Source organism: Pseudomonas sp. G(2018), assembly GCF_005502415.1.
Classification (GTDB): domain Bacteria; phylum Pseudomonadota; class Gammaproteobacteria; order Pseudomonadales; family Pseudomonadaceae; genus Aquipseudomonas.
On record NZ_SCOO01000027.1, the window covers coordinates 72,807 to 91,340 of the forward strand.

Consider the following 18,534-nt stretch of genomic DNA (forward strand, 5'->3'; position numbering starts at 1 on the left):
CCCGAAACGGTGCGCCAAGGCGCGCCGTTTTTCATTTGCGCGATCAGCTGGTGGCGCCGCGTAATTCGACTTCGAACACCAGCGGCGTGAACGGCGCGATCAGGTCGCCTGCACCGTCGGCGCCATAGGCCTGTGCCGATGGAATCACCAGGCGCCATTTGGCACCGACCGGCATGTTTTGCAGCGCGCTGCGCCAGCCACTGATCACGCTATCGAGACTGAACCACTGTGGCTGATTGTTCTGGTCGAATACTGTGCCGTCGGGCAGGCGTCCGACATAAAGCACCTGCACCTTGCCGTTCGGTCCCGCCTTGGCGCCAGTCCCCGGTGCCAACTCTGTCAGCAGGATTCCGTCCTCCAGTTCGCGAGTACCGGGTTTGGCTTTTTCCCTGGCGAGAAAGCGTTGCTCGTTTTCCAGCGCGAGTTCGTTTTGCGGAGCAGGTGTTTGCATGGCAACCCGGGCTTCGTGCTCGGTCAGGATCTGTTCGATCTGCTCGTCTTTCAGGGCCAGGGGTTTGCCTTGATAAGCTTGCTGCAGACCTTCGACCAGCGCTTTGAGTTGAAGGTCGGGAACCTCCTGGCGCAAGCGTTCACCGAGGCTCGCACCCAGGCTGTAAGCGAGATCGTGAGTGTCATTTTCCTGGGTTTTTTCAGCGGCCTGGGCCGCGGAAAAAATCACGCACAGCGATAAAAAAAGGTAGCGCGACATGGGCACTCTCCGACCTGAGATGCGGGCGATTATGCCAGTGAGAATGCGTTCGACGGTGAACTGCTTTTGTTCAAGCGCAGAACATTTTCGCTCCGTTGCAACGCAACGCTTTGGATACTGTCAAGATGCCCTAGCGGCGGTAGCAGCAGAGGTCTAGTATGAGCCGCACCCACGTCAGCCAGGAGGTAAACCATGTCGGCCACCAAGAAGCCTGTAAATACCCCGTTGCACTTACTCCAACAACTCTCGGGCAGCTTGCTCGAGCATCTGGAAACCGCTTGTTCCGAAGCCTTGGCTGATGCTGAAAAACTGCTCGCCAAACTGGAAAAACAGCGCGGAAAAGCGCAGGAAAAATTGCACAAATCCCGCACCAAATTGCAGGACGCTGCAGCCGCCGGAAAGGCCAAGGCACAAGCCAAGGCCAGGGACGGAGTGAAGCAGCTCGAAGACCTGCTTGATGCCCTCAAGGAGCGTCAGTCGGACACTCGCGGCTACATCCTGCAACTCAAGCGCGACGCTCAAGAAAGCCTGAAACTGGCCCAGGGTGTCGGTCGTGTACAAGAGGCTGTCGGCAAGGCATTGTCCCTGCGTGCGGCCAAGCCTGCTGCGGCCCCTGCTAAGAAAGCCGCTGCCAAACCGGTTGCTGCAAAAGCTCCGGCCAAGTCTGCCGCCAAACCGGTTGCCAAAGCACCGGTGAAAGCCGCAGCAAAACCTGCGGCGAAAAAACCGGTTGCTGCCAGCGCTGCAAAACCAGCTGCCAGAACTGCCGCTGCCAAACCTGCCGCCAAACCGGCTGCTGCTAAACCAGTTACCAGAACTGCTGCTGCGAAACCTGCCGTGGCGAAAACCGCCGCTGCAAAACCAGCCGCAAAACCAACCGTAAAACCCGCTGCTAAAACTGCCGCTGCGAAACCTGCTGCCAAGCCAGCCGCAAAACCTGTGGCGGCTAAAACGGCTGCCAAGCCGGCTGCAAAAGCAACCGCTAAACCGGCTGCGAAAACTGCTGCTGCAAAACCTGCGGCCGCCAAGCCAGCCACTGCCGCACGACCTGCCGCAGCGAAACCAGCCGCCAAGCCAGCCACTGCTGCAAAACCTGCTGCAGTGAAAACTGCAGTCAAACCTGCCGCTGCCAAACCGGCTGCAAAACCAGTGGCAAAACCTGCTGTGAAAAAACCGGCCGCTGCCGCCAAGCCGACCCTAGCGCCTGCTGCCAAGCCAGCGACGCCAGCGCCATCTGCTTCGGCTGCTCCTGCGCCAACAGCAACCACTTCGACAGCCACCACTGCGCCAACGCCAGTCGCTTCGTCGAACTCCGCCACCACCCCAACCAGCGCTTCCTAAGTGCCGGTCACCGCGACGCGCAGCTCATGCAGCGCGTCGCGGACCGATGGGGTGGCGCCCACTGCCATACCTTTCAGCCAGGCCGATTGATCGCTCACTTCATGTTGCGGCCAATCCTGTGCCCCTCGCTCCAGTCGCAACAACAGATGCCGTTCGGCTTCCAGTTCCAAGGCCTTCACTTGTTCGCGCAGCGAGTGCAGCTCGGCATCGCTCGTTGCAGCGGTTTTCCATTGCGTGCGTAAAGCCCGTAACGGCTGCACGACATCGGCGTCCCAAGGCTCAATCAGGCTGCGAAGTTGTAGCAAGCGTTGATCATTGCAGGCGACTCCCCGCTGATCCAGCCATGCGCCGCACAGCAGCAGGCACACATTGGCGCCCGCCGTCTGCAAGTGCAGACACGCCTGTTCGACACCCGGACGGGCGTAAAGGGCCAGGGAAAAGCTCCACAGGTCAGAGGACATAGTGCTACTCGCGCCAGTTGCGAGCGAAGCTGGTAGACTCCGCCGCCATTATGATTCGACTTCAGAACCTGACTTTACAGCGTGGCCCGCAACGTCTGCTAGAAGACGCCGAGCTGACCCTGCACGCCGGCCAGAAAGCCGGCCTCATCGGTGCCAACGGCGCCGGCAAATCGAGCCTGTTCGCCTTGCTTCGGGGTGAACTGCACCCGGATTCGGGCGATTGCTTCCTGCCGGCCGACTGGCGTATCGCCCACATGCGTCAGGAGGTCGACACGCTCGAACGCCTGGCGGTCGACTACGTGCTCGATGGCGACCTGCGCCTGCGTCAGGTGCAACGCGATCTGGCGGCTGCCGAAGCGGCCCACGACGGTGCCGCACAGGCCCGTCTGCACTCGGAGCTCGACAGTGCCGATGGCTATACCGCTGACGCTCGTGCGCGCAAGCTGCTGGCCGGACTGGGGTTCACCAACGAGCAAATGGATCGCCAGGTCGGGGATTTCTCCGGTGGCTGGCGGATGCGTCTGAACCTGGCCCAGGCGTTGATGTGTCCCTCCGACCTGCTGCTGCTCGATGAACCGACCAACCACTTGGACCTCGACGCCATCATCTGGCTCGAAGAATGGCTCAAGAGCTACCCCGGCACCTTGATGCTGATCTCCCACGACCGCGACTTCCTCGATGCCGTGGTCGATCACGTGGCCCACGTCGATCAGCGCAAGATCACCCTGTATCGCGGTGGCTACAGCGCTTTCGAGCGTGCCCGCGCCGAACGCCTGGCCCAGCAACAGCAGGCCTACGAGAAGCAGCAGGCGCAACGTGCGCACATGGAAAGCTACATCGCCCGCTTCAAGGCCCAGGCGACCAAGGCCCGCCAGGCCCAGAGCCGGATCAAGGCGCTGGAGCGGATGGAAGAGCTGACCGCGGCCCACGTCGACTCGCCGTTCGATTTCGTCTTCCGCGAATCGCAGAAAATTTCCAGCCCGCTGATTGACCTGTCCGATGCCCGCCTGGGCTACGGCGAGAAAACCGTGCTGGAGAAGGTCAAGCTGCAACTGACCCCCGGCGCGCGAATCGGTTTGCTCGGTCCCAACGGTGCCGGTAAATCGACCCTGATCAAGAACCTTGCCGGTGAGCTGGAACCGCTGGCGGGCCGTTTGACCCGTGGCGAGAACACCGTGGTGGGCTACTTCGCCCAGCATCAGCTCGACTCCCTGGATGCCAAGGCCAGCCCGTTGCTGCACTTGCAGCGACTGGCGCCGACCGAGCGCGAACAGACCCTGCGCGACTTCCTCGGCGGTTTCGACTTCCGCGGTGCGCGGATCGACGAACCGGTGTTGAATTTCTCCGGTGGCGAGAAGGCGCGACTGGCGCTGGCGTTGATCGCCTGGGACCGGCCGAACCTGTTGCTGCTCGACGAACCGACCAACCACCTGGACCTGGAAATGCGCCTGGCGCTGACCATGGCCTTGCAGGAATTCAGCGGTGCGGTTCTGGTGGTCTCCCACGACCGCCACCTGCTCAAGAGCACCACCGATAACTTCTTTCTGGTGGCGGACGGCAAGGTCGAAGAGTTCGACGGCGACCTCGAAGACTACACCCGTTGGCTGGTGGACTACCGTCAGCGCAATGCGCCGGTCAGCAACACCCCGGTCAACCCGGACAAGACCGACAAGAAGGCCCAGCGTCAGGCCGCGGCTGCCCTGCGCCAGCAACTGGCTCCCCACAAGCGCGAAGCGGAAAAGCTTGAGGCCGAATTGGGCAAGCTGCACGAGAAGCTGGCGAAAATCGATGTCAGCCTCGGCGACAGCGATATCTACGAACCGGCGCGCAAGAACGAGTTGCGTGATCTGCTGGCCGAACAGGCCAGGTTGAAGGTGCGTGAGGCAGAACTGGAAGAGGCCTGGATGGAAGCCCTGGAACTGCTGGAAAGCATGCAGGCGGAGTTGGAGGCGCTGTCCTGATGGACGCCTTCAAGTTGCCCCTGCCGCCGATGTGGGCCGAGCCGATCTGGCTCGGCGTGCAAATCCTGCTGATTCTGCTGGCCGGTTACATTGCCCAGCGTTTTGTCGCCAAGTGCCTGACCCGACTGGGCGAGCGCTACCCGTTTCCGCCGCAATTGCTGATGCCGCTGCGCGGCGGTTTGCGCTGGCTGATCATGGGCAGCGCGCTGATTTTCGTGCTGGAGCGCCTCGGAGTGTCAGCCACGGTGCTCTGGACGGCATTGTCCGGGTTTGTCGCGGTCGCTGCGGTGGCGTTTTTCGCCATGTGGAGCGTGCTCTCCAATCTGCTCTGCGCGATCCTGATCTTTACCGTCGGCCCGTTCCGTCTCGGCGATGTGGTCGAACTGGTGGACACCACCGACAAGCCTGGCGTTAAAGGCCGGGTCGTGGCGATCAACCTGCTGTACACCACGCTGATCGAGGCCGAAGAACTCGGGACCGGCAGTGCCATGGTGCAAGTGCCTAACAGCCTGTTCTTCCAGCGTTCGGTGCGACGTTGGCGTGGAACTGATGTGTTTCCTTCGAGCGGGTTCGAAAAGTAAGCCTTCTGTTGCCTGACAGACCGCCTTCGCGAGCAGGCCATCAAGCCGGCAACGCTGGTCGGCAACCGCAACATCCGGCAAAAAATCGGTAGTCATCAGCCCAAAGCCGCATTAGCTTAGATGTCTGTCACGAGTCTGAGTCGAGGTGTGCGATGGAGCTTCAAACATGGCTGGCGTTCTTTGCCGCCTGTTGGGTGATCAGTTTGTCTCCTGGCGCCGGCGCCATTGCGTCGATGTCCAGCGGTCTGCAATACGGTTTCTGGCGGGGTTACTGGAACGCGTTGGGCCTGCAATTGGGCCTTGCAGTGCAAATTGCCATTGTCGGTGCCGGTGTGGGGGCGATTCTCACAGCGTCGGCCACCGCTTTCTATGCGATCAAATGGTTCGGTGTGGCGTACCTGGTCTATCTCGCGATCAAGCAATGGCGTGCGCTGCCCAGCGATATGAGCGATGACGCGGCCATCCGCCAGATCGGCAAGCCGATGGCCTTGGTGTTCCGGGGTTTTCTGGTGAACATCAGCAACCCCAAGGCGCTGGTCTTCATGCTCGCGGTGTTGCCGCAGTTCATCGACCCGCATGCGCCACTGCTGATCCAGTACGTGATCATTGGTGTGACCATGATCTTCGTCGATCTGATTGTCATGGCTGGCTACACTGGCCTGGCGTCCAAAGTGCTGCGCATGTTGCGCACGCCCAAACAGCAGAGACGCATGAACCGCACGTTTGCCGGGCTGTTCATTGGTGCGGCGGCGTTTATGGCGACGTTGCGCAAAGTTGCCGTGTAAAACCTTCAGTGTCTGATCCTGAAACAGGTTTACACCTGTTTCACTCTCAAAGCGCCCGATGCACCGCATCGGGCGTTTTGTATTTCAGCGACAGATGTGGTCGCTCGTTGTTATAGATCTGCACCGACTCGTCCACCATCCGGATGACATCAAAATCCTTGGGACGATGCAGCGATAACTTGTAATTCGATGATCCACTGGCGCTTTGGTGGTTCGCCTGGAAGGCGGGAGTGATACGCAATCCACAACAAAGCTTGAGTGAAAGTCATTGGGAGGGAACAATATGTTACTTCTTGTTTCCAATTGAGATCCATTCATGACTGCCCCGTCCCGTTTCCTGGCCTGGCTGATAGCGCCGGTGTTCGCCCTATGCAGTTTCAATCTGCTGGCCGACACGGTGGAAGGCGCTCCGCAAGCCCTGCATTTACTCGACTATATCGGCGCGGATTACCCGCAAGCAGTGCAAGCAGGCAAGGTCGTCAACGAGTCCGAGTACCGCGAGCAACTGGAATTCGTCCAAGTGCTGCAAGGCATGGTGGCCGCCATGCCGGCCAATCCGGAAAAGGCCGGTCTGGAAAAGGGCATCAACACGCTGCGCAATGCGATCGCTGCGCGTCAGGATGGCGTAGATGTTGCCCGTCAGGCGCGGCAACTCGGTGCGAAACTGGCCGTGGCCTATGAAGTCAGCCAGGCGCCGATCATTACCCCGGACCCGACCCGAGGCGCACCGCTGTACGCACAGCACTGTTCAGTGTGTCACGGTGATGTCGGGGCGGGTGATGGCCCGGCGGGCGTCGGTCTGACACCGCCTCCGGCCAACTTGCGCGATCACGCACGCCTGGATCACCTGAGCCTCTACGCGATCTACAACACCCTGGGCCTCGGAGTTGAAGGCACCGACATGCCAGCCTTCGCCGATCAGCTGGACGATCGTCAGCGTTGGGACCTGGCCACTTATATCGCCAGTTTCAGCGCTGATCCGACGACCACCGGTAACGACAAGGTCTACAACATTGCCGATCTGGCCCGTCAGACTCCGGCCGAAGTACAGGCCGCCGATGGCTCGCAAGCCGCGGCGACCTTCCGCGCACAACGGGCGCAGCCGCCACAGGTCCAGCGTGGCCCGGCGCAGTTGCTCGACTACACAGCGGCGACGCTGGACAAGAGCGTCGCGGCCTACCGTGCCGGTGACCACGATCAGGCGTATGACTTGTCGGTGGCGGCGTACCTGGAAGGCTTCGAACTGGTCGAAAGCTCCCTGGATAACGTCGACGCCAACGTGCGCAAAGACACGGAAAAATCGCTGATGGCCTACCGTCAGTCGTTGCAGGATGGTTTGCCGCTGGAGCAAGTCGAGCAGCGTCTGGAGGCGGCCAAGGCTAAATTGAAGACCTCTGCCGGCCTGTTGGGCAGCGATGGTTTGAGCGGGTCCCTGAGCTACATTTCCGGCCTGTTGATTCTGTTGCGCGAAGGGCTGGAAGCGATTTTGGTACTGGCTGCGATCCTCGCCTTCCTGCGTAACACCGGCCAGCAATCGGCGGTGCGCAGTGTCAACGTCGGTTGGGGCCTGGCGCTGCTGGCCGGCCTGGGGACCTGGGCGCTGGCGGCCTATGTGATCGATGTCAGTGGTTCACAGCGTGAATTGCTGGAAGGCGCGACGGCGTTGTTCGCCAGCGTCATGGTGCTGTGGCTGGGCGTGTGGATGCACGACCGTCGCCATGCCGCAGCCTGGCAGGATTACATCAAGAGCAGCCTGGTGGGCGGCGGTGGGCGTTTCGGTTTTGCGATCCTGGCGTTCTTCTCGGTGTATCGCGAGCTGTTTGAAGTGATTCTGTTTTACGAAACCCTGTGGTTGCAGGCTGGTCCTGCGGGCCACGACGCGGTGCTGGCCGGCGGTGCGACGGCGCTGGTGCTGTTGGTGGGGTTGGCGTGGGTGATCCTGCGCGGCTCGGCGAAATTGCCGTTGACGTTGTTCTTCAGCATTAACGCCGGCCTGCTGTGCGCATTGTCGGTGGTGTTCGCCGGGCATGGCGTGAAGGCGCTGCAGGAAGCCGGGATCTTCGGAACGCGACCGGTGCCGTTCTTTGATTTCGACTGGCTGGGGATTCATGCGGATGCTTATTCGCTGAGTGCGCAGGCGGTGGCGATCCTTGCGATCATTGTGCTGTATGGCCGCAGTCGTGTGGCCCAGAAGCAGCGGGTTACCGCTTAACAGCATTGGCTTCGCTCACATTCGCGAGCAGGCTCGCTCCCACAGGATTGTGTATAACCTGTGGGAGCGAGCCTGCTCGCGAAGCTTTTTAGAGAGGAAAACCTGATGCGTGTCTGGATCGATGCCGACGCCTGCCCCCGGGCGGCCAAGGATCTGGTGGTGAAATTCGCCCTCAAGCGCCAGTTCGAAGTGGTGCTGGTGGCCGGCCAGCCGCAGAGCAAACCGGGCCTGGCGCTGGTAAAGCTGATCGTGGTGCCGAGCGGACCGGATGCCGCCGACGACTACCTGGTGGAACACGCAGTGCCGGGAGAGCTGGTGATCTGCAGCGATGTGCCGCTGGCCGACCGGCTGGTGAAAAAGGGCGTTGCGGCGCTGGACCCCCGGGGCAAGGAGTTCGATGCACAGAACATGGGCGACCGGCTGGCGGTGCGCAACCTGTTCACCGACTTACGAGAACAAGGGCAGATGAGTGGCGGACCGGCGCCGTTTGGCGAGCGCGAGAAGCAGGCGTTTGCCAATGCGCTGGATCGGATTTTGACCAGGCTGAACCGCAAACCCTGAGCTATGCCAAGAACCCTGTGGGAGCGGGCTTGCTCGCTCCCCCCTTAGATTAGTGTCAGGCGTCGTTTTCGTGGGTCAGTTCGAGTACGCGGTCGACCAGTTTGTTGATGCCTGACGCGGCTTCACTGATCGATTGAGCCAGCATGTACGCCGGGGTGCTTACCAGTTTGCGCGCCTTGTCTTCGACGATGTCGCTCACCCCACACTCTTTGTGAGTGGCGCCCATCTTGTTCAACGCAGCTGCAGTGTCGGCGTCATTACCGATGGTGCAGGTCACGCCCGGACCGTAGATCTTCGCCGCCAGGGCTGGCGAGATGCAGATCAGGCCAACCGGTTTGCCGGCCTCGGCAAAGGCTTCGGTCAAGGCCAGGACATCCGGTTGCACGGTGCAGCCGGTGCCTTCGACGGCGAAGTTGGAGAGGTTCTTGGCCGATCCGAAACCGCCGGGAATGATCAGCGCATCGAATTCTTCAGCGTCTGCTTCGCGGATGTCCTTGATCTCGCCGCGGGCAATACGCGCCGACTCCACCAGCACATTGCGCGACTCGGGCATTTCTTCGCCGGTCAGGTGATTGATCACGTGCAACTGCGCAATATTCGGTGCGAAACATTGCACCTGCGCGCCACGCTGGTCCAGACGCAGCAGGGTAATCACGCTTTCGTAGATCTCGGCGCCGTCGTACACACCACAACCGGAAAGGATCACTGCAACTTTTTTGCTCATGGGCTTTTCTCCAGATTCATGGCGTTAAATGTCCACTAATTTGTCACTCGTTGCCATAGGGTTAATTCGCGGCTAAACATAGGATCTGTCCTACAGATTCCGATCAGGGCGCGTCATGGACTTCATTTTGTATGCGGTGCCGTTTTTCTTTGTGCTGATTGCCGTCGAACTGCTGGCCGACCGTTGGCGCGGGGTCAGCAACTATCGGGTGGCGGATGCGATCAACAGCATCAGCACCGGCGTGCTGTCGACCACCACGGGCCTGTTGACCAAGGGTGTGGGTCTAGTCACCTACGCCTTTGCCCTCAAACACCTGGCGCTGTTCGAACTCTCGGCTGACAGCGTCTGGGTCTGGGTGTTCGCCTTTGTCTTTTATGATTTTTGCTACTACTGGCTGCACCGCATGGGCCACGAGCGCAACATTCTCTGGGCCGCGCATTTGGTGCATCACCAGAGCGAGGATTACAACCTCTCCACCGCACTGCGCCAGACCAGCACCGGTTTTCTGTTGAGCTGGATCTTCTACCTGCCCATGGCCGTGGCCGGCGTGCCATTGGCGGTGTTCATCAGTGTCGCCGCGCTGAACCTGCTGTACCAGTTCTGGGTGCATACCCGGCACATTCCCAAGCTCGGCTGGTTCGAGTGGTTCTTTGTCACGCCATCCAATCATCGGGCCCACCATGCACAGAACGCTCTCTACATGGATCGCAACTACGGCGGGGTGTTCATTATTTGGGACCGTCTGTTCGGCTCGTTCCAGGAAGAAGACGACAATGAACCGGTGATTTTCGGCGTGACCACCCCACTGGCGAGCTGGAACCCGTTATGGGCGAACGTGCAGTTCTACGCGCAGTTGTGGGCGGATGCGCGGCGTGCCGAAAGCACCTGGGACAAGCTGCGGATCTGGTTCATGCGCACCGGCTGGCGACCGGCGGATGTGGCAGCCAAATACCCGATGAGCAAACCGGACTTGAGTCAGTTCCGCAAATTCGAAGTGCCACTGGATGGGCGTCAGCTGTGGTACGTGGCGTTGCAGTTCTGCGTTTACATCGCGTTGGGCAGCTACTTGATGAATCTGGAGCCACAGCTGTCGGTTTCCGCGCTGGTGCTGGGCTGGGGCGCGTTGGCGCTGGGGTTGTTCGTGCTGGGCGTGGCCCTGGAGAATCGCCCGTGGGCGTTGAAGCTGGAGCTGCTGCGATTGGCGGCGAATGTGCCGCTGGTGTGGCTGGCGCCGGTGGTGGGGCTATGGCCGGCCAGCGCGGTGGGCTGGGTCGGCCTGCTCAGTTACAGCCTGCTCAGTGGTATCGGTCTCTATTGGTGTAGAAACCGTTTTACTCGGCTGGCGTCTTAGGATCGCCAGTACTGGCGCGTTCAGCTTTCAGGGCCTGTTCATCGGCATAGACCTGTTTGGCCAGACGCGCATTCTTGAAGCGTCGGCGCAGCCAAAGGCCCAGGCCCAGGACCAGCAAGCCGCCGAGTACCCACAGCTCGTACTTCTTGATGCTGCCAAGCATGCCTTCGAGTACCGCACCGAAGTGGTACGCCGCCGCCGCCAGCGCGGTGGCCCAGATCGCTGCGCCAATGCCGTTGAGCAGCAGATAACGGCCCGGTGGATAGCCTGACAGGCCGATCGCCACCGGCATTACCGTACGCAGGCCATAGACAAAGCGGAAGCTCAAGACCCAGATGTCCGGGTGCTTGCGGATATGTTCCAGCGCCCGGTCACCCATCAGTTGCCAGCGGGGTTTGCGCGCCAGCAACTTGCGCCCGTGCTTGCGTCCCAGGAAGTACCACAGCTGATCGCCGGCATAACTGCCGAAGAACGCCACGACCACCACCAGGTTGATGTCCATGTATCCACGGAACGCGAGGAAGCCTGCGAGTACCAGAATGGTTTCGCCTTCGAAGAACGTGCCGAGAAACAGGGCAAAGTAGCCGAAGTCATGCAGAAATTGTTGGAGCATTGTCTGGGTGCTGGCGAAATGAACGCGCAGCCTAACCCTTCGTACACATTCAGGAAAGTGTCCAAATGTGTCTCGACGTGAACATTTCCTACAAGGACAATGGAATGCGGCTACGTGTCACAGGGTGCGCACAACTGTAATGTGTTCGTCATAATGGCCGCTTATAACTGTCACGCTCGCCCGTCTGCGCGGGCTCAGGAGTCTGCCGTGAGTTTTACCCCTGCCCACCGTTTGTTCCCTGCAACCCGTCTGCGTCGCAACCGTCGTGACGATTTCTCGCGTCGACTGGTCCGTGAAAATGTGTTGACTGTCGATGACCTGATCCTGCCGGTGTTCGTGCTCGACGGTGAAAACCGTCGTGAAGCGGTGGCTTCGATGCCGGGTGTCGAACGCCTGACCATCGATCTGTTGCTGGAAGAAGCGGCCAAGTGGGTCGAGCTGGGGATTCCAGCGCTGGCGCTGTTCCCGGTGACGCCACCGGAACTCAAGTCGCTGGATGCCGCCGAAGCCTGGAACCCCGAGGGTATTGCCCAGCGTGCCACCCGTGCCCTGCGCGCCCAATTTCCTGAGCTGGGTGTGATCACCGACGTCGCGCTGGACCCGTTCACCACCCACGGACAGGACGGCATTCTCGATGAAGAAGGCTATGTGCAGAACGACATCACCGTTGACGCGCTGGTCAAGCAAGCCCTGTCCCATGCCGAAGCCGGCGCTCAGGTCGTTGCGCCGTCGGACATGATGGATGGCCGCATCCAGGCGATCCGTGAAGCCCTCGAACTGGCCGGTCACGTCAACGTGCGGATCATGGCTTACTCGGCGAAATACGCCAGTGCCTATTACGGCCCGTTCCGCGATGCGGTCGGTTCGGCACTGAACCTGGGCAAGGCCAACAAAGCCTCCTATCAGATGGACCCGGCCAACAGCAACGAAGCCCTGCACGAAGTGGCGGCTGACTTGTCAGAAGGTGCGGACATGGTCATGGTCAAGCCAGGCATGCCGTATCTGGACATCCTCTACCGGGTCAAAGAAGAATTCAAAGTGCCGACTTTTGTTTATCAAGTCAGCGGCGAATACGCCATGCACATGGCAGCGATCCAGAATGGCTGGTTGAGCGAAGGGGTTATCCTCGAATCCCTGACCGCTTTTAAACGTGCAGGCGCTGATGGCATCCTGACCTACTTTGCCGTTCGTGCAGCTCAATTGTTACGAGAGCAGAAATAGCCCTCCCAGGAACATTCGATGAATACCGAAGGACTCACTGAAGTTGCCGTACAAGACGCTCAACCCGTGGTCGAGCAAATCGCCGAAACCCCGCCGGAGCTGGAGCCTGCTCCACTCGCGGTGGTGACCGAACCCGCGCTGGCGGCGCCGGCGATTGCCATTCCCGGCCTGGATGACAGCAGCCTGTACATCCATCGCGAGCTCTCGCAACTGCAGTTCAACATCCGCGTGCTGGAGCAGGCGCTGGACGAGTCTTACCCGTTGCTGGAACGCCTGAAGTTCCTGCTGATTTTCTCCAGCAACCTGGACGAGTTCTTCGAGATTCGTGTCGCCGGCCTCAAGAAGCAGATCACCTTCGCCCGTGAACAGGCCGGCGCAGACGGCCTGCAACCGCACCAGGCACTGGCCCGCATCAGCGAACTGGTGCACGGTCACGTTGACCGTCAGTACGCGATCCTCAACGATATTCTGCTGCCGGAGCTGGAAAAACATCAGGTCCGCTTCATCCGTCGCCGCCATTGGACGACCAAGCTCAAAACCTGGGTCCGCCGGTATTTCCGCGATGAAATCGCCCCGATCATCACCCCGATCGGCCTCGACCCGACGCACCCGTTCCCGCTGCTGGTGAACAAGAGCCTGAACTTCATCGTCGAACTGGAGGGTATCGACGCCTTCGGTCGCGATTCCGGTCTGGCGATTATCCCGGCGCCGCGCTTGCTGCCGCGGATCATCAAAGTGCCGGAAGAAGTCGGCGGCGCTGGCGACAACTACGTGTTCCTGTCGTCGATGATCCATGCTCACGCCGACGACCTGTTCCAGGGCATGAAGGTAAAAGGCTGCTACCAGTTCCGCCTGACCCGAAACGCCGACCTGGCGCTGGACTCCGAGGACGTCGAAGACCTGGCCCGCGCCCTGCGCGGCGAGTTGTTCTCCCGTCGCTACGGTGACGCGGTGCGTCTGGAAGTGGCCGATACGTGCCCGAAACACCTGTCCGATTACCTGCTCAAGCAATTCAACCTGAGCGAGACCGAGCTGTATCAGGTCAACGGCCCGGTGAACCTGACGCGGCTGTTCAGCATCACTGGCCTCGACAGCCAGCGCGAGCTGCAATACACGCCGTTCACCCCGCAGATTCCAAAACTGCTGCAGAACAGCGAAAACATTTTCAGCGTGATCAGCAAGCAGGACATTCTGTTGCTGCACCCGTTCGAGTCGTTCACCCCGGTGGTCGACCTGCTGCGCCAGGCCGCCAAGGACCCGCACGTTCTGGCGGTGCGCCAAACCCTGTACCGCTCCGGCGCCAACTCGGAAATCGTCGATGCGCTGGTGGATGCGGCGCGAAACGGCAAGGAAGTCACCGCGGTGATCGAATTGCGCGCGCGGTTCGATGAGGAGTCCAACCTGCAACTGGCCAGCCGTCTGCAAGCCGCCGGTGCAGTGGTGATCTACGGCGTGGTCGGCTTCAAGACCCACGCCAAGATGATGCTGATCCTGCGTCGCGAGGCCGGTGAGATTGTGCGTTACGCGCACTTGGGCACGGGCAACTACCACGCCGGGAACGCCCGCCTGTACACCGACTACAGCCTGCTGACTTCCGATGACGCCTTGTGCGAAGACCTCGGCAAACTGTTCAGCCAGTTGATCGGCATGGGCAAGACGCTGCGCATGAAGAAGCTGCTGCACGCGCCGTTCACCCTGAAGAAGGGCATGCTCGACATGATTGCCCGCGAGACCCAGTTCGCCCTCGACGGCAAGCCGGCGCACATCATCGCCAAGTTCAACTCATTGACCGATCCGAAGATCATCCGTGCGTTGTACAAGGCCAGTCAGTCGGGCGTGCGCATCGACCTCGTGGTGCGTGGCATGTGCTGCCTGCGGCCGGGCATTGCCGGGGTTTCCCACAACATCCATGTGCGCTCGATCATCGGTCGCTTCCTGGAACACACCCGGGTCTTCTACTTCCTCAATGGCGGCGAGGAGCAGATGTTCCTTTCCAGTGCCGACTGGATGGAGCGCAACCTCGACAAGCGCGTCGAGACTTGCTTCCCGGTAGAGGGCAAGAAGCTGATCATGCGGGTCAAGAAAGAGCTGGAGCTGTATCTCACCGATAACACCCACAGCTGGAGTCTGCAGTCGGACGGTCGCTACATCCGCAACACGCCGACCGGCAACCAGAACCCGCGCAGCGCCCAGGCTACTTTGCTGGAACGGTTGGGTAGTCCGATCCTCACAGTTCGCTAACGCAAGGAACCTGTGGGAGCGAGCAGGCTCGCTCCCATATGAATCGCACGCACAAAAAAAGGCCTTCGATAGAAGGCCTTTTTCAGTTTCAGCGCACGTTCAGCACGATGTCGACGCGGGTCAGCCATTCCGCTTCGTTGGCGAAGTCGGCCTGGGTCAGCTGGTTCTCGTCCAGCCAGTTTTCCGGGAACACCACTTCCAGGCTGTTGCCATGGGCATTCAGTTCCACCTGAGGCATTTGCTGGGTGCCGCGGATGTGGTGGAACAGGATCGCGAAGCGCAGCAACACGCACAGGCGAATCAGCTTGATGCCGTCTTCGTCGAATTCGGCGAACTTGTCCTTGGGAATGTTGCGGCGGTGGCCGCGCACCAGCAGCGCGAGCATCAGCTGGTCTTCACGGGAGAAGCCGGCGAGGTCCGAGTGCTCGATCAGGTAGGCGCCGTGCTTGTGGTACTGATAGTGAGCGATGTCCAGGCCCACTTCATGGACCTTGGCCGCCCAGCCCAGCCGTTCGCGCCAGACGCCGTCTTCATCTTCCAGATCCCAATCCCTGGCCACCTGATCGAAGGCGTGCAGGGCTTTGCGTTCCACCCGGGCGGCTTGTTCCAGGTCGACGTGGTAACGCTCCATCAGCGAGCTGAGGGTGCGTTCGCGCACGTCTTCATGGTGATGTCGGCCCAGCAGGTCGTAGAGTACACCTTCGCGCAGAGCACCTTCGCAGTGGTCCATGCGCTGCAGTTCGAGGGAGTCGAAGATGGCTTCGAGAATCGCCAGGCCCGCCGGGAAAATCGCCCGGCGGTCAGGCTTGATGCCTTCGAAGTCGATTTTCTCGACATCGCCAAGTTTGATCAGCTTGCGCTTGAGCCAGGCCAGCCCTTCGGCATTCACTTCGCCGGCACCATGACCGCCAGCCTTCAGCGCCAGGCCGATGGCGCGAATGGTACCCGAGGAGCCGATGGCTTCATCCCAGGTCAGGCGATGCAGGGCGTGTTCGATGCTCATGATCTCCAGGCGGGCCGCCGTGTATGCCTGGGCGTAGCGGGCCGGGGTGATCTTGCCGTCTTTGAAGTAACGTTGGGTGAAGCTCACGCAACCCATTTGCAGGCTTTCGCGCAGCAGCGGTTCAAAGCGCTGGCCGATGATGAACTCGGTACTGCCGCCGCCAATGTCGGCCACCAGGCGCTTGCCCGGGGTGTCGGCGAGGGTGTGGGACACCCCGAGGTAGATCAGGCGCGCTTCTTCTCGGCCGGAGATGACTTCCACCGGGTGGCCGAGGATCTCTTCGGCGCGGCGGATGAATTCGGCGCGGTTGCGGGCTTCACGCAGGGCGTTGGTGCCGACGATCCGCACGGCACCCATGGGCATACCGTTGATCAGTTGGGCGAAGCGCTTCAGGCAATCGAGCCCGCGTTGCATGGATTCTTCGCTGAGCTGGCGCTCTTCGTTGATGCCGGCGGCCAGCTGAACCTTTTCCCCGAGACGCTCGAGAATACGGATTTCGCCGTTCTGGGCCTTGGCCACGACCATGTGAAAGCTGTTGGAGCCCAGGTCGATTGCGGCGATCAGGGACAGATTCTTGGCTTGGGATTGCGGCATGGTCAGGGGGTCTCGGTCGTTAACCTCGACATCGTGCCACGATCAAAGGCTGGCGCCAACGCGTAGGAGCTGCCGAAGGTGCGATCTTTTACCGCGGGGCAGATTTGCGGTGCTGACGCTGGCCTCTTCGCGGGCAAGCCCGCTCCCACAGGTTTTTGTGTCGATCACAAAATTGTAGATTTACACCGACCACTGTGCGAGCGGGCTTGCCCGCGAAGGCGGCCTTACAGCCACTGAAGATCTTTCAGACAGCCGCTTCCACTGTTCCAATGAAGTTCGCCAGCTCCGCCGTCTGCGGGTTGGCAAACAACACTTTCGGGTCCCCCACCTCATGCACCAGCCCTTGATGCATGAACACCAACTTATCCCCAACCTCCCGGGCAAAGCGCATTTCATGGGTGACCATGATCAATGTCATGCCTTCCTTGGCCAGTTGCCGAACCACGCTCAGCACTTCGTTGACCAGTTCCGGGTCCAGAGCCGAGGTGATTTCATCGCACAGCAACACTTTCGGCGACATTGCCAGGGCCCGGGCAATCGCCACGCGCTGTTGCTGCCCACCGGACAATCGGTCGGGGAAGGCATCGAACTTCTCGCCCAGGCCAACCCGCTCCAGCATTTGCCGTGCCCGTTCGGCGGCCTGGGCTTTCGGGACTTTTTGCACCACTTGTGGCGCGAGCATGACGTTCTCTCCCACGGTCAGGTGCGGGAACAGATTGAACTGCTGAAACACCATGCCGACTTTCTGTCGCAGGCTGCGCAGGTCGGCGCGGGCGGCGTCGAGGTATTCGCCGTCGACCTCGATGACGCCGTCGTTGATCGATTCCAGGCCGTTGAGCGTGCGCAGCAAGGTCGACTTGCCCGAGCCGCTGCGTCCGATGATCGCTACCACCTGGCCTTCCTCGACGCTCAGGTCGATGCCTTTGAGTACATGGTGATCGCCGTAGTATTTATGCAGGGCGGAAATTCTAAGCAGAGGCATGCAGTCTCCTTTCCAGGTAGCGCGCACTGAGGGATAGGGGGTAGCAGAGCAGGAAGTAACCGAGAGCCACCAGGCCGTAGACCATGAAGGGTTCGAAGGTGGCGTTGGCGAGCATGCCGCCGGTCTTGGTCAGCTCGGTGAAGCCGATGATCGAGGTCACGGCGGTGCCTTTGACCACTTGCACCGAGAAACCCACGGTTGGCGCCACGGCGATACGCAAGGCCTGCGGCAGGATCACGTAGCGCAGTTGCTCCAGCGGGTTCAGCGCCAGGCTCGACGAGGCCTCCCACTGGCCGTTGGGGATCGACTCGACGCAACCGCGCCAGATCTCCGCCAGATAAGCGCTGGTGAACAGCGTCAATGCGATCGCCGCCGCCATCCACGGCGAAATTTCCAACCCGGCCAGCGCCACGCCGAAGAACACCAGGAACAGCTGCATCAACAGCGGCGTGCCCTGGAACAGTTCGATGTAAGTGCGCGCGAAGCTGCGAGGCAGGGATTTTTTCGAGATGCGCATGACCATGATCAGCAAACCGATCAGCCCGCCGCCAATGAATGCCACCAACGACAGCGCCAGCGTCCACTGCAAGCCCGTGAGCAAATTGCGCAAGATGTCCCAGAAGGTGAAATCGCTCATCGGCTGCTCCTCGCTATGAAACGGTGGCCGATCCAGTTCAGCAATTGGCGGATAAGCAGCGCCATGCATAGGTAAAGCAGCGTGGTCAGGGCGTAGGTTTCAAAGGCGCGGAAGTTGCGCGATTGAATGAAGTTGGCGGCGAAGCTCAACTCTTCGGTGGCGATCTGCGAACACACCGCCGAGCCGAGCATGACGATGATGATCTGGCTGCTCAGGGCCGGCCAGACCTTGCTCAGCGCGGGCAGCAGCACCACATGGCGGAAGGCTTCGAAGCGCGTCATCGCCAAGGCCGCGGCGGCTTCCAGTTGGCCTCGGGGGATCGCCTGAATGCCGGCGCGGATGATTTCTGTGGAATAAGCCCCCAGGTTGATCACCATTGCCAGCACCGCTGCCTGCCATTCGGAGATCTGCACGCCCAGGGACGGCAGGCCGAAGAAGATGAAAAACAACTGCACCAGAAACGGTGTGTTGCGGATCAATTCCACGTACACCGCGAAAACTCCGGCGAACGGGCGAATGTTCCAGGCCCGCACCAGCGCCCCGACGATGCCCAGGCC

17 protein-coding genes and 1 pseudogene are annotated in these 18,534 nt (G+C 60.7%); 9 read left to right on the forward strand and 9 right to left on the reverse strand.

The window, feature by feature from the left end:
- Positions 1-43 precede the first annotated feature (43 nt).
- Positions 44-709 (reverse strand): FKBP-type peptidyl-prolyl cis-trans isomerase, encoded by a 666-nt coding sequence (locus FFS64_RS22440; RefSeq protein ID WP_137807221.1) that lies wholly within the window; start codon positions 707-709, stop codon positions 44-46.
- A gap of 192 nt (positions 710-901) precedes the next feature.
- Between FFS64_RS22440 and FFS64_RS31455 the strand changes: the two genes are divergently transcribed.
- Entirely contained in the window at positions 902-2,050 is a 1,149-nt protein-coding gene (locus tag FFS64_RS31455) for an AlgP family protein (RefSeq protein ID WP_137807222.1), read from the forward strand.
- On the opposite strand, the gene FFS64_RS22450 is transcribed toward FFS64_RS31455, so the two are convergent.
- Positions 2,047-2,511 carry a TIGR02444 family protein gene (locus FFS64_RS22450; protein ID WP_137807223.1) on the reverse strand — a complete coding sequence of 155 codons (465 nt, stop codon included), beginning with the start codon at positions 2,509-2,511 and terminating at the stop codon, positions 2,047-2,049. The genes FFS64_RS31455 and FFS64_RS22450 overlap by 4 nt on opposite strands.
- Before the next feature lie 50 nt (positions 2,512-2,561).
- On the opposite strand from FFS64_RS22450, the gene FFS64_RS22455 reads away from it, so the two are divergent.
- The 3 genes from FFS64_RS22455 (at position 2,562) to FFS64_RS22465 (ending at position 5,838) form a co-directional block, all read left to right on the forward strand.
- The gene (locus FFS64_RS22455; protein ID WP_095196246.1) at positions 2,562-4,472 is read left to right on the forward strand and encodes an ATP-binding cassette domain-containing protein; all 1,911 of its coding nucleotides are present in this window, start codon (positions 2,562-2,564) and stop codon (positions 4,470-4,472) included.
- Entirely contained in the window at positions 4,472-5,053 is a 582-nt protein-coding gene (locus tag FFS64_RS22460) for a mechanosensitive ion channel family protein (RefSeq protein ID WP_095196247.1), read from the forward strand. Before FFS64_RS22455 ends, FFS64_RS22460 begins: the two co-directional genes overlap by 1 nt.
- 152 nt (positions 5,054-5,205) lie before the next feature.
- A complete protein-coding gene (locus tag FFS64_RS22465; RefSeq protein WP_095196248.1) occupies positions 5,206-5,838 on the forward strand; it encodes a LysE family transporter in 633 nt (210 codons plus the stop codon).
- A gap of 46 nt (positions 5,839-5,884) precedes the next feature.
- Here the strand turns inward: FFS64_RS22465 and FFS64_RS22470 are convergent.
- Positions 5,885-6,010: pseudogene (locus tag FFS64_RS22470) on the reverse strand (integrase core domain-containing protein); the annotation flags it as partial.
- A gap of 144 nt (positions 6,011-6,154) precedes the next feature.
- Between FFS64_RS22470 and FFS64_RS22475 the strand changes: the two are divergent.
- The gene (locus FFS64_RS22475) at positions 6,155-8,050 is read left to right on the forward strand and encodes an FTR1 family protein (protein WP_137807224.1); all 1,896 of its coding nucleotides are present in this window, start codon (positions 6,155-6,157) and stop codon (positions 8,048-8,050) included.
- Positions 8,051-8,155: 105 nt separating this feature from the next.
- Positions 8,156-8,611, forward strand: coding sequence for a YaiI/YqxD family protein (locus FFS64_RS22480; protein ID WP_137807225.1), 456 nt, complete (start codon positions 8,156-8,158; stop codon positions 8,609-8,611).
- A 55-nt stretch (positions 8,612-8,666) separates the two neighbouring features.
- On the opposite strand, the gene elbB is transcribed toward FFS64_RS22480, so the two are convergent.
- Positions 8,667-9,335, reverse strand: coding sequence for an isoprenoid biosynthesis glyoxalase ElbB (elbB, locus tag FFS64_RS22485; RefSeq protein WP_137807226.1), 669 nt, complete (start codon positions 9,333-9,335; stop codon positions 8,667-8,669).
- A 115-nt stretch (positions 9,336-9,450) separates the two neighbouring features.
- Here elbB and FFS64_RS22490 point away from each other — a divergent pair, with 115 nt between their 5' ends.
- Entirely contained in the window at positions 9,451-10,686 is a 1,236-nt protein-coding gene (locus tag FFS64_RS22490) for a sterol desaturase family protein (RefSeq protein ID WP_137807227.1), read from the forward strand.
- Here FFS64_RS22490 and FFS64_RS22495 read toward each other — a convergent pair.
- Positions 10,667-11,299 (reverse strand): DedA family protein, encoded by a 633-nt coding sequence (locus FFS64_RS22495; protein WP_095196253.1) that lies wholly within the window; start codon positions 11,297-11,299, stop codon positions 10,667-10,669. The genes FFS64_RS22490 and FFS64_RS22495 overlap by 20 nt on opposite strands.
- 207 nt (positions 11,300-11,506) lie before the next feature.
- Between FFS64_RS22495 and hemB the strand changes: the two genes are divergently transcribed.
- Positions 11,507-12,520: a porphobilinogen synthase gene (gene hemB / locus FFS64_RS22500; protein ID WP_137807228.1), complete on the forward strand. Its 1,014-nt coding sequence runs from the start codon at positions 11,507-11,509 to the stop codon at positions 12,518-12,520.
- Positions 12,521-12,538: 18 nt separating this feature from the next.
- Positions 12,539-14,761, forward strand: coding sequence for a polyphosphate kinase 1 (gene ppk1 / locus FFS64_RS22505; protein WP_137807229.1), 2,223 nt, complete (start codon positions 12,539-12,541; stop codon positions 14,759-14,761).
- 88 nt (positions 14,762-14,849) lie between these two features.
- On the opposite strand, the gene ppx is transcribed toward ppk1, so the two are convergent.
- The 4 genes from ppx to FFS64_RS22525 form a co-directional block, all read right to left on the reverse strand.
- A complete protein-coding gene (ppx, locus tag FFS64_RS22510) occupies positions 14,850-16,358 on the reverse strand; it encodes an exopolyphosphatase (protein ID WP_137807230.1) in 1,509 nt (502 codons plus the stop codon).
- 244 nt (positions 16,359-16,602) lie between these two features.
- Positions 16,603-17,340 (reverse strand): amino acid ABC transporter ATP-binding protein, encoded by a 738-nt coding sequence (locus tag FFS64_RS22515; RefSeq protein WP_137807231.1) that lies wholly within the window; start codon positions 17,338-17,340, stop codon positions 16,603-16,605.
- The gene (locus FFS64_RS22520) at positions 17,327-17,977 is read right to left on the reverse strand and encodes an amino acid ABC transporter permease (RefSeq protein WP_137807232.1); all 651 of its coding nucleotides are present in this window, start codon (positions 17,975-17,977) and stop codon (positions 17,327-17,329) included. Before FFS64_RS22520 ends, FFS64_RS22515 begins: the two co-directional genes overlap by 14 nt.
- A partial coding sequence (locus FFS64_RS22525; RefSeq protein WP_137807233.1) for an amino acid ABC transporter permease occupies positions 17,974-18,534 on the reverse strand: 561 nt, incomplete at its 5' end. The genes FFS64_RS22525 and FFS64_RS22520, both read right to left, overlap by 4 nt.